This window comes from Paracoccus broussonetiae (genome assembly GCF_031854425.1).
In the GTDB taxonomy this organism is placed as follows: domain Bacteria; phylum Pseudomonadota; class Alphaproteobacteria; order Rhodobacterales; family Rhodobacteraceae; genus Paracoccus; species Paracoccus broussonetiae.
Window position 1 is genome coordinate 1 of record NZ_JAVRQI010000018.1, and the last position, 9,936, is coordinate 9,936.

11 protein-coding genes and 1 pseudogene are annotated in these 9,936 nt (G+C 61.4%); 7 read left to right on the forward strand and 5 right to left on the reverse strand.

Features of this window, described 5'->3' with window-relative positions:
• Positions 1-81, reverse strand: a pseudogene (locus tag RM190_RS19695) (co-chaperone GroES); the annotation flags it as partial.
• Between the two features lie 254 nt (positions 82-335).
• On the opposite strand from RM190_RS19695, the gene RM190_RS19700 reads away from it, so the two are divergent.
• On the forward strand, positions 336-836 hold the full coding sequence (locus RM190_RS19700) for a hypothetical protein (RefSeq protein WP_311761183.1): 501 nt from the start codon (positions 336-338) through the stop codon (positions 834-836).
• A gap of 553 nt (positions 837-1,389) precedes the next feature.
• Here RM190_RS19700 and RM190_RS19705 read toward each other — a convergent pair.
• On the reverse strand, positions 1,390-2,412 hold the full coding sequence (locus tag RM190_RS19705) for an AraC family transcriptional regulator (protein ID WP_311761184.1): 1,023 nt from the start codon (positions 2,410-2,412) through the stop codon (positions 1,390-1,392).
• Positions 2,413-2,662: 250 nt separating this feature from the next.
• Between RM190_RS19705 and RM190_RS19710 the strand changes: the two genes are divergently transcribed.
• From RM190_RS19710 to RM190_RS19730, 5 genes are all read left to right on the forward strand, one after another.
• Entirely contained in the window at positions 2,663-3,007 is a 345-nt protein-coding gene (locus tag RM190_RS19710; protein ID WP_311761185.1) for a hypothetical protein, read from the forward strand.
• A gap of 69 nt (positions 3,008-3,076) precedes the next feature.
• Positions 3,077-4,189, forward strand: coding sequence for a hypothetical protein (locus RM190_RS19715; RefSeq protein WP_311761186.1), 1,113 nt, complete (start codon positions 3,077-3,079; stop codon positions 4,187-4,189).
• Positions 4,190-4,319: 130 nt separating this feature from the next.
• Positions 4,320-5,054, forward strand: coding sequence for a thermonuclease family protein (locus tag RM190_RS19720; protein WP_311761187.1), 735 nt, complete (start codon positions 4,320-4,322; stop codon positions 5,052-5,054).
• Between the two features lie 348 nt (positions 5,055-5,402).
• Positions 5,403-5,936 (forward strand): ABC transporter substrate-binding protein, encoded by a 534-nt coding sequence (locus tag RM190_RS19725; RefSeq protein ID WP_311761188.1) that lies wholly within the window; start codon positions 5,403-5,405, stop codon positions 5,934-5,936.
• Positions 5,933-6,175, forward strand: coding sequence for a hypothetical protein (locus tag RM190_RS19730; protein WP_311761189.1), 243 nt, complete (start codon positions 5,933-5,935; stop codon positions 6,173-6,175). Before RM190_RS19725 ends, RM190_RS19730 begins: the two co-directional genes overlap by 4 nt.
• A 357-nt stretch (positions 6,176-6,532) precedes the next feature.
• Here the strand turns inward: RM190_RS19730 and RM190_RS19735 are convergent, their stop codons facing one another.
• Entirely contained in the window at positions 6,533-7,369 is an 837-nt protein-coding gene (locus RM190_RS19735) for a helix-turn-helix domain-containing protein (protein WP_311761190.1), read from the reverse strand.
• 74 nt (positions 7,370-7,443) lie between these two features.
• Between RM190_RS19735 and RM190_RS19740 the strand changes: the two genes are divergently transcribed.
• Positions 7,444-7,770, forward strand: a complete 327-nt coding sequence (locus tag RM190_RS19740) for a DUF1330 domain-containing protein (RefSeq protein ID WP_311761191.1) — start codon at positions 7,444-7,446, stop codon at positions 7,768-7,770.
• Positions 7,771-8,062: 292 nt separating this feature from the next.
• On the opposite strand, the gene RM190_RS23435 is transcribed toward RM190_RS19740, so the two are convergent.
• On the reverse strand, positions 8,063-8,599 hold the full coding sequence (locus tag RM190_RS23435) for a tyrosine-type recombinase/integrase (protein ID WP_390908749.1): 537 nt from the start codon (positions 8,597-8,599) through the stop codon (positions 8,063-8,065).
• An 11-nt stretch (positions 8,600-8,610) separates the two neighbouring features.
• Positions 8,611-9,936, reverse strand: a 1,326-nt coding sequence (locus tag RM190_RS19750; RefSeq protein WP_311761192.1) for a calcium-binding protein, incomplete at its 5' end; no start/stop codon positions are given.

Below are 9,936 nucleotides of genomic sequence, written 5' to 3' on the forward strand. Positions count from 1 at the left end.
GATGATCAGGCCGCCCTTGGTCTTCTCGTCCGACTGGACGCGACGGACCAGAACGCGGTCGTGGAGTGGACTAAATGTCATGTTGTTCTCCTCATTGGACAAACAGATCGTGAGCCCCCCATGCCAATGGTGGGGCCGCGCGTGACCCTTGCGGCATCACGCGGCAGAGATTTGCCGCATCAGCGGGTGGTTTCAAGGGGTGGGGCGAAAAAATTTGGCACTCGGTGGTCGCCAGTGCCAACCAGCATGATGCTTCCACGCAATAGCCTGTGATTTCAGCGACCTCGGTGAGGCAGCAAGCTTGATCTCCCCGAGAGTTGGGGCAAAATCTCAATATGGAAATATTCGTTCAGACTGATGCCGAGGGTTTCATGACGGACACATATCTCTCTGCCGCTCGCGACCTGGTGATCCAGGGAATGCATGAGAGCCAGGTCGCTTTGTCTGCAGAGCTTGAATATCATCTGGCCACGGCGCTGGCACATTACATTGACCATCCCATTCTGCCTGACCGTCTGACGCTCCGCCTGGTGGAGTTGGCCCAGCGGCGCGCGAGATGGGCTGAATCCCGCCAGATCGGCGACGCCTGCCTGATCTCCTGCGCGTTCTTCGCCGCGAGGCTGACCCGTCATGGCGGCACTATTGTCCATTATGCGGGGCTGGGCCAAAGTGCTTATGAGATCGCAGGGATGCCGGATGTGGCGCAGGGCTTTCCTGACATGCTCGACGTGCTGCAGGCCAGCAGACCGATGGTCAAGGAAAGGTCCCTGACGGACGCTGACGAGCCACAGGAAGAAACGGGGATTCTGATCCTGGGACCGAAATACCGACACTGATCCCCCATCGCGCGGGTCCAAGACAGTCACATCGACCGTCCTCCGGTCGGCCTGTCAGCGGGCGGGAATTTGAACCGCCTGCTCTCGTGGCCACATCGCTCTGCCCGGTGCCACAGAGGCAGTTCATTCCGGTTTCCCGTGGCCGTTGACCGCCGGATGATCGACCGCCCCCTGCCCGCTCAACCCGAGTTCGTTCAGGCGACCCCGGAAACTGCGATGCTGCGCCGAGATCCACTGCGGCCTGAGAAACACCGCCTGCCGGTAGCATCGACGCAGGCGAGATAGTCGCTGACCTCCGCGAAATAGCGTGCGAAATCCGCCGCAATCAGGGCTGCCTACTCCGCGTGTGCTGCGCGACGCAGCCCGGGCCCATCAAACTGCACGAGAAGCACAAGGATCAGCGCCCTCATGGCGCAACCTCGCGTCGGGCGCGCAATCCGATCAGCGCTTGGAGGCTGGTTTGCGCTTGTAGGCCCTGGATTTATTGCCCCACGGAAGGCTGGCTCTACGTTGCCACAAAACCGGCAGCGGCTCAGGGGGGCGTCTACAGCGTCTAAACCTTGAAGGCTTGCATCCTCGCCTCGCGGTAGGCGCGCGGTGTCTGGTTTGTCCATCGACGAAAGGCGGTCGTGAAGCCGCTCTGCTCGGAATAACCAAGGAGGTAAGCCACCTGTCTGATCGAGAACGAGCGGTCGGCCAAGTAGCTCTTTGCTGCATCCCGCCGGATCTCGTTGACCAATCCCTGATAGGATGTGCCCTCGGCCTGTAGCTTTCGGGCGAGGGTTCGTTCGCTCAGCGCGACCGCTTTGGCAATCTGGGCGATGTCTGGCGGTCCGCCTTTTGGCAGCGCACTCAGAACCAGGCGTTCAATGTGGAGCCGGAGCGCGGTCTTCTCTGCGCATTGGGCTGAGAGCAAGGCGTCGCCAGTACGCTGAAGTAGCGCGAGCAGGTGTGGGTCCGCTTTCCGCATTGGCAATGCGAGGGATGCCGGTTGGATCAACATTTCGGTCGCCTCGGCGCCGAAGGCGACGGGACAACCGAAGAACCGTGTGAACGCTTCGCGAGACGATGCCCTCGGATGAGCAAAACGGACTTCGACCGCCTGGAACCGCTCGGAAACCATTTGGCGGGCAGCCATGAACCAGGACGCCATCCGGAACTCTGGTCCTTGCCGATGCATACGGAAGTAAGGGTTCTTGCTGTCGATCCGGATCGTGGCCACATTGCCCAGCTCTTTCAACCCGATCTCGGCGCTGGTGTCGCCCAACCTCACATAGCGAAGCCCGTGAAGCACTCCTTCGCGAAGCGTCTCGGCCGAAATCGAGACATAGGCCGCCAAACCCGACCGCCGTACGTCGTAACTCTTTCCCAGATTCAGCCCAAGTGTATCGTCGCCGGTCAGGCTTGCCGCGCATTCCAGGAAATCGACGCACTTCCGATCGCTCACGCGCTCTTTGTCATCTGACAGGAATTGCGGATGCAACCGAGCCGACTGCAGTGCCCCCCGGATCGCGGAGGAACTCGCTCCGAGTTGCTCGGCGGCGTGCATGATCCAGGCAGACGGAAGCTCGTACATCAGGTGAAGGTCCCGACGTTCTATCCCATCAGTCTAGGCAGTTTGGCTTGTTCAAGCAAGTTTTTGGCGCGGTCCCCAAACTGATTCAGGCGCTTGCGGACCATATCGGTGGCGAGGGGGAGCAGCCCTGTCACCGTGTCACCATCCAAAGGAGGCCTGAATATCCAACCATCTGAAATCCGTCTTCTCGACCTCCCTGTCGCGCGGGCGTCTTTCCTACTTCCTCCATATCGTCGCTATTACGGCAATCATGATTTTCGGCCTGCTTGCGGGCGCTGCAATCGCGACTGTTGAGGGACCGTCCGCCGAGGCTCTCGGGCTCATCTTTGCTGGTATTCTGTTTTTGTTCGGTACCGTGGCCGGAGGTTTTGTCTTTGCGTTGCGACTACGGGATCGGGGCCCGCCAGTAGCCTTGGTTGTCGTCGGTTCCTACACGGTCGCGGTTGTCGGCAGCGTGCTCACAGCGACCAACGTGACGGCGAGGACCATCTTCAGCCTGATCGCTGTCGTCTTCAGCCTCTACGTCATGTTGGTGCCGGGGAAAGTGGCCGCGGGCCGAGGCCGCAAGGTTGCCGGAAGTCCGGCGCTGTCCTGAGCGCGCCGTCTCAGACCCAGTCCAACATCTTGTTGCTTCAATGAACGTCCCTCAACCAAGGAGACTATGATGAATACTCACCTCGCCCGCTCGGTGCGAGCCCTGCAGCTGGCTGCGGTGATCTGTGCCGCATTTGCTGCGATTGGCGTGGCAAGCGGTTTCCACGCCGCTGACCCGGATTCCGGCTGGTTTGTTCCCCTTGTCGCCGGGGTCGTTGTCGCCATAGGCTTCAGCATCACCTGGCACGTCCTGATCGGTGCCGCCGCCAAGACGCGGCGCCTTCTGGGACTTACCGTCGTCATCGCCGGCGGGATCATTCTGGCGGCACTGGCCCTTGCCGCCTCGGCACAATCCATCGCGACTGCACTGACCGGTACGGCAGCAGTCCGCGCCGAGCTGTCAAGGCAGGTTACCGGCTATACTGACGCCCTCGCAGAGGCCCATGAGCGAGCGACCTGGGCCCAGCCTCTGGTCCAAATGACCGGCGCCTCCGCCGCGGGCTATCGTGCCCTGGCAGAGCAGGAAGCCGGGGGGGAGTTTGGCACCGGAGCCGGTTGTGGGACGCGCTGCGCCGAATTGCAAACCTTTGGTGATAGCTGGAGCCGATCGGCCAGTGCGCTGCAGGAGCAGGTCGACCAGGCGGATGTGGTGAACCGGGTGGGACTCGATGCGGTCGGTCGCCTGCGATCCGCTGCCGCGCTGGGAGATCAGACCCTCTTCCTCGCCGCGACGCAGGAAGTCGGGACGGCGGTAGCCTCCCTCGAGGGCATGGTGACGGCGCCGGACGGCATTCTGGCTTCGACCGGGGTTATCACCGTAAGCTCGACCGACCGCACCGCAAGGCTCGACGCCCAGACGGCCGACCTGACCGCAAAGGCGAGGGAGCTGCGTCCCGCCGACGGCAAGACCGAGGTTCCGGTGTTCGTTCCGCAATCCCCGAGCGAAGCCACGCGTGCGCAAATGTTCGGCGCATCGGCACCCGGCTGGATCGCCGGTCTGGCGATAGATGGGCTGCCGCTGCTTTTCCTGTTTATCGCTCTGGCACTCGGGTTCGAGCCGCTGCTGCGGGACGAGCACAAGCCTCTGCAACGCCAGACGACCCCGGAACGCAACGCCAAGGTCCGCGAGGACGAGGCCGACACGGCGCAGGGCAGCACAATCCACCTCGTGGCGGGCGAGTAAGAGACCATCGCAGGACTGCTTTCCCCCCGGCTCCGGTCGGGGGGAGGAAATGCTCCCCCCAGTAGATCGCCCCCGGCGACGGCAGTGCCATTGACGGCTCCAAGGTGACCTCCCCTATGCAAGGTTCCACATGTTTCGTAGTTTTCTTTCCGACCTCGCAACCGCGGTTTGCACGCTAGGCATCGCCGCTGCCGCGATGGGTGCAAATGCCGCCAAAGCGGACGATGTGACGACGGTGAACCGGATTGAAGGTCCGGCAAAGGTTGTCGACGGCGACACCCTCGACATCCGGTCGAACGGAAAAGTCATCCGGATCCGCATCGAGGGAATTGACGCCCCCGAATCCGGTCAGACATGCCGTGATGGCTCAGGCAAAGTATGGCAATGCGGCCGCAATGCCGCCCGGCGGCTAGCCACCCTGATTGCAGACCGAAACATCCGCTGTGCCCCCAGTGGTGTCGACAATTACAGCCGCGTTATCGCAAGCTGTAGGACTGGAAAGGGGAATGTGGACCTCGGTGGGAGGCTGGTTGAAGAGGGGCTGGCCTGGGCCTTCCGACGGTACAGCGACACATATGTACCTCTCGAAGATGTGGCGCGCGCACATGGCGTCGGAATCTGGAGTGGCCAAGCAATACCCGCGTGGGAATATCGGCGCACACGCTGGTCGAATCCGGATGCGCATGCACCGAAAGACTGCCCCATCAAGGGCAATATCAGCAACAAAACTGGCGAACGCGTCTATCACCCGCCATGGTCGCCCTGGTACGCCAAGACCCAAATCGACCCGAGCCGCGGCGAACGGTGGTTTTGCAGCGAGGCCGACGCAATATCCGCCGGGTGGCGGCCCGCTGGCGGTATGTGAAAACCTTCGGAGTGGCGCGATAACCGCGTTAGATGCTTGCCCTTGGTGACGGTGAATCCCAAGCCATGCTTCGGCAAGGACCCCGTCCAACTTCGGTTCTCTAAGCGTGACTGCCGGCCTGAACTCCTCAAGCACGGTATTCAGAATTCGCGCCGCCTTGCCAACGAGATGCGGGGACCACGACCGGATCAGACGGAACTTGAGCCTCGAGTCGAGAAGGCGTTCTTGGACCTTGTTAGGCGATCGGTGTTCCGGCGTGAAATCTTAACCCCTCAGGCGTGGGTATCGGCGCCCAATTTAGACCCCCCTGAAGTTTTGTCGGACGGTTCGCTGCGCGTCGCCGACAGCATGCCAAGTTTCGAAGCCGTCGTACCCCACGACCCCGATCTGCTGGCGGCGCAGTTCCAGAGTTCCGTCGGACCCGAAGGCCGCGTCGGCACCCGCGAACAATTCGCCGATCTCGGCATCCCCATCTACGTCTCGCCGGCGAACTGCGGCACCGGGACCAGGGCGAACGGGGATTCGAGCCGTGGCGCCCTCTATTCCAACGACTTCCTCTATCAGGAGGTCCTTTACTGGTTCTCCTCGGCCGAATTGGCGGGCGACGCCTGGGTCGCGGGGCGCCCCGGCGCACTGGCCTATATCGACGCGACGCTCGGCCCGAAGAATGTGGTCGTGACCGGCGAGGAATGGCCGCTCGTCGGCTGGGAAACCATCGCCGCCGCCGATCCGACCGTGATCGTCATCGGCACGATGGACCGGCGCGCCCGGCCCGCCGGCGGCCCGGAGGTGAAGAGGGCTTTTCTCACCTCCGACCCCGTCGTCCGCGAACTCTCCGCAGTAAAGCGCGCCGGATCGTCGAGATGCATGCTCAGGCGATGAACCCCACCTTGCGGACCATCCAGGGAGACGAGGTCGTGGCCGAAGCGACGATGGAACGCACGGCACGTTATGACATGCTGGTCGGCGCCATCTGGTCTGGACGCTGCCCGACTGGCTTCCGCATCGCCGGGGCCGAGGCGAATCCCGCGGCGCTCCGCCCGGCAGGCTGGCGCCAGCGCCTCGGGCGAGGGATAGATACCCCACCACAATATTGGATCGCGCATGTCTGTCGCGCCTGACGATCTCGATCCGTCTATTCGAAGGCGCTGATGCTCTGGTTCGCCTTGCGAAAGCGGGAGATGGTTAGAGAGAAGTTCCATCTCACGTGTGACAAGCTAGTACATCGCCCTCTAAGAAAGCATCGGCTACCAGTCAGGAGATAATGCGCAAGCTCCAGTGGCTTTCTGCGCAAGCGACCGCCAACTTTGCGCCAAGCGTTGACCCTCTCTTGGCCGGAATTCTGCGCCATCCGTCGAGCGACCGCTTTGCGGGACGCGGCTTCGCAGCATTTCCGCCCGGCAAGCGGCAGCTATGGGCCGGCCGGACAACGCCTAACCCTGCCTGCGGTGCACCTCGCCGCCCGGAGCGTCCTGCGGTCAATCGACAGGATCGAACTCGCCACGCAGGAATTCGGCTGTCCAACCATCAGCGGGAAGGAAGGCTTCGACCACCATATCGGCAAGGGTGATGTTCACCGCGGTTCCAAAGATCGTTGTCGCGCTGATGAAGGACAACTGACCGCGCGGATGATCCAGGACAAGTGGCACGGCAATGTCGGAGGGTTGGTATGCCACTCGTCCCGCGGCTCGATGACCACCGGGATATGATTTCAGCTCTTCCAGCAGATCGATGAGACTTTGATCGGCGGACAGTTCGATGTCATGCGAGAGGCGACGCAGAATGTGGCTGCGCCACGCCGGCAGATTGACGATCCGCGGTGCGAGACCTTGTGGATGAAGGGTCAGCCGCAATGCGTTGACCTGTCCCGTCAGAAGTGTTGGGTCCACACCTTCGGTCAAGACCGGGACGGCTTTATTCATTGCAAGGATGGTCCAACTGCGATCGAGTGCCAATGCCGGATAAGGTTGATAACCGGCAAGCAACCGGTCGATCATCTCACGCGTCCCGACCATGTCAGGAGACGTCAAGGGCCGGTCCCCATAGGCGGGAGCGTAGCCGGCGGCAACCAGCATCCTGTTCTGCTCGCCAAGTGGCACGCGCAGGTGCTCTGCAAGCCGCAAGACCATCTCACGGCTTGGCTTCGATCGTCCAGACTCCACGAAGCTCAGGTGGCGCTGCGATATGTCCGCCTCGAGCGCGAGCGCCAGTTGGGTAAAGCGACGCCTAACGCGCCATTGTCGCAGCTGCGTTCCGAATGAGGATGTCCCGATCTCCATGGGCCGATGATGACCGAAGTCCAGCGTCGTTTCCATTACCTCTCGGGTAATCGACAGGCTGCAACGAGACCGGGATAATCTTCTGACCAGCAACACACGGGGGACGTGCCATGACCGCCTATGCAGTGGGACAACTGCGCAATGTGCAGATCAACGATGGCATCGTTGATTACCTGCAAGGGATCGACGCCACCCTTGCACCATTCGAAGGACGCTTCATCATTCATGGCGGTGCGCGCGAAACTCTTGAGGGCAATCCGACCGACGACCTGATCGTCATAGCTTTCCCGAGCAAGGCCGCAGCACAGGCATGGTACGCGTCACCGGCCTATCAGGCCTTGATCCCGCTGCGCTTGCAGGGGGCGGAAGGCGATGTCTATCTGATGGAAGGTGTCGGAGCCGAACATCGCGCGACCGACATCCTGGATGCTGCCTGAATTTGCGGGCTGAGAAACGGTCGTTCTGGTAGACCACCGGTGACCTTCTCTGGCGGATGGCTCCAAGGTTTTTCCGGGATGTTCTTGGACGACCACTCTCGGCGCGCCGGGCACGGGGCTGCACTGCCCCCGCCCGAAATAACTTCGCCACGCCTCTTAGAACGGGGTTTGGGGAATGCCGTCGTGCGGCATCAGCGAAGCCCGACAGTCCGCAAAGGGCCGGCCGACAAGAATCCTGGCGGCCGCAATGTTGTTCACAGATCAATTCCCTCTGACAGAGGTAAGTGCGTCATCAAGATCGACGCCAAGATGGCGAGCGGTGCTGGTCATCTTGGTGTGGCCCAGCAGAACCTGCCGCCTGCAGATTGCCCGTATTCTTGTAGATCTGCGCCACCTTCCTGCGTCGCGTCGAATGAGTGCCATACGCACTTGGGTCCAGCCCGATCGACTTCACCCATTCACGCAAGATCCGCGTATATTGTCGTGTCGACAGGTGCGGACTGTGGTGCAGGCGACTGGGCCACAAATCCTCATGGCCAATCATCTCCGGGTCGGCAATCCAGCGCTCGAAGGACTGACGCGGCGTCTCGGTGATTTCGAAGCGGACCCGCTTACCAGTCTTGCGCTGGGTGAGGCAACGGCAGCAAATGTTCTTATGACTGGTGCGCTCGAACTGATCCGGCGATCCGGTCCGGCGAGGAGGACGCCGGGCCAGTCGACGGGTTCGATGTAAAGCTCTGAACCGACCCTTGCTCCAGGCAACCGAGGAGTTAGGACCGAATGACGTCCTTGGCTTTCTCCACGACAGGAGGGCTATTCTTGCCGGGATCTCATATCAGCCTATAATATAAAATCATGGGCGGTCAGGCGCGACACTCCGTTCAACTGAATTTCAAAATCGAACACGCCGTCGCCGTTCGTATCCCCGCGGACAATCCGACTATTGCCGGCCTGTACGCTCCAGACCCCATACGCACTTGCCTGAGCCCCAGACCAGTGGAAAGCCTGATTGCCGGCAATCGTCGTGTTGGCATCGATCGCAGATAGTTGGAGCGTGTCGACTCCCGAGACAAAGTCGGTGATGACATCACGGGCAGCGCCCTTTCCGGATTCCTGTACCGCGTTGAAGATGAACGTATCCGCGCCGACGCCGCCGGTCAGCACGTCCCTTCCCGCCCCTCCGACAAGCCGGTCATTTCCGGTCCATCCATTCATGGTGTCATTGCCGGCTCCTCCGACAAGCTGGTTCGCTGCGGCATTTCCAATCAAGTGGTCCGCAAAGCGTGTGCCAACAAGGTTTTCGATGCTCACCAGGGTATCGCTGCCTTGTCCACCACCTATTGCCTGAGCCGCGCCCAATCTCAGATCAACCCTGATTGCGCCCGTGGCTGACGCATAGTTGGCGGTATCGTTGCCATCCCCGCCGTTCAGAACATCATTGCCGGCTCCGCCCATGAGCAGGTCGCTGCCCGCGCCGCCGATAAGCTGGTCATTTCCTGCCTGTCCGTTCAAGGTGTCATTGCCCGCATTGCCGATCAATTGGTTCGCCGCGGCGTTTCCGATCAGGCTGTCCGCAAAACGCGACCCGGAAAGGTTCTCGATACTGATCAAGGTATCGCTGCCCTGTCCTCCACCAATGGCCTGAGCGGAGTTCAACCCCAAATTGATCTTGATCGCTCCTGCGGCCGATGCGTAGTTGCCGGTATCGATGCCGCCTCCGCCATTCAGCGTGTCATTTCCCGCGCCCCCAAGCAGGGTGTCGTTGCCCGCACCGGCATCGACATAATCATTGCCGCGATAACCGATGAAGGTATCGTTGCCCTCGCCCAACTCAATCAGCCGGTAGCCAGAAACGGATGAGAAGCCGCTGATATCGACGCGGTCATTCCCGGTCGTGCCGGAAAGCGTGTAGTAGTTGAAATCCAGCTGCTCGACGCTGTTCAGATAGCTGCTGTTCCACAGGACGCTGGAGGTCTGGATATGCGCCCTCAGCCGGATCGAGTCCGCGCCGTCCCCGCCAAAGAACCGGTCGGTCCCGAAATCGCTGGCCGTGATGTCGAAGATGTCGTTGCCGGATTCACCATAAAGCGAGTCATTTCCGGCCCCGCCGATCAGGGTGTCACCTCCCGCGCCGCCATAAAGGCTGTCGCTTCCGGTGCCGCCATC

Excerpts from the sequence above, each read along its gene's own strand:
- RM190_RS19715 (WP_311761186.1), top strand. The coding sequence starts at position 3,077 with ATGAATACTCACCTCGCCCGCTCGGTGCGAGCCCTGCAGCTGGCTGCG.
- RM190_RS19705 (WP_311761184.1), bottom strand. The coding sequence starts at position 2,412 with ATGTACGAGCTTCCGTCTGCCTGGATCATGCACGCCGCCGAGCAACTC.
- RM190_RS19730 (WP_311761189.1), top strand. The coding sequence starts at position 5,933 with ATGAACCCCACCTTGCGGACCATCCAGGGAGACGAGGTCGTGGCCGAA.
- RM190_RS19710 (WP_311761185.1), top strand. The coding sequence starts at position 2,663 with ATGATTTTCGGCCTGCTTGCGGGCGCTGCAATCGCGACTGTTGAGGGA.
- RM190_RS19700 (WP_311761183.1), top strand. The coding sequence starts at position 336 with ATGGAAATATTCGTTCAGACTGATGCCGAGGGTTTCATGACGGACACA.
- RM190_RS19720 (WP_311761187.1), top strand. The coding sequence starts at position 4,320 with ATGTTTCGTAGTTTTCTTTCCGACCTCGCAACCGCGGTTTGCACGCTA.
- RM190_RS19735 (WP_311761190.1), bottom strand. The coding sequence starts at position 7,369 with ATGGAAACGACGCTGGACTTCGGTCATCATCGGCCCATGGAGATCGGG.
- RM190_RS19725 (WP_311761188.1), top strand. The coding sequence starts at position 5,403 with ATGCCAAGTTTCGAAGCCGTCGTACCCCACGACCCCGATCTGCTGGCG.
- RM190_RS19740 (WP_311761191.1), top strand. The coding sequence starts at position 7,444 with ATGACCGCCTATGCAGTGGGACAACTGCGCAATGTGCAGATCAACGAT.